Genomic DNA, 263 nt, shown 5'->3' with positions numbered 1-263 from the left:
GGTCTGACAATGGAACAGCTAAAAATCCAGCACTTCCCCCAATTTCAGGTCTTGAATCAGGAAAATACTTTTATGAAGTTGACTTAGCAGGTACAAATGGAGCGACAGGTCAAAATCTACTTGATTTATTACGAGCTAATGGAAGCAAAAATTATGAAGCGACCGTAAAAGTTTATGCTGCAGACTCTTCGGGAAAGGCAGATACTAGCAAAGTGGTTGCTACTAAAATGATTCAGGTGGATTTAACTGGATCGACGGATAAC

The 263-nt window shown here is 39.9% G+C and carries 1 protein-coding gene; it reads left to right on the top strand.

Annotation, left to right across the window (positions count from 1 at the left end; genetic code table 11):
* Positions 1-263, top strand: a 263-nt coding sequence (locus ACI43T_RS12115; protein WP_405387372.1) for an SSURE domain-containing protein, incomplete at both ends; no start/stop codon positions are given.

Origin of the sequence: Neisseria oralis (genome assembly GCF_045062685.1) — a bacterium.
Taxonomy (GTDB): Bacteria; Pseudomonadota; Gammaproteobacteria; order Burkholderiales; family Neisseriaceae; genus Neisseria; species Neisseria oralis.
This window is presented reverse-complemented; position numbering and strand designations above follow the sequence as displayed.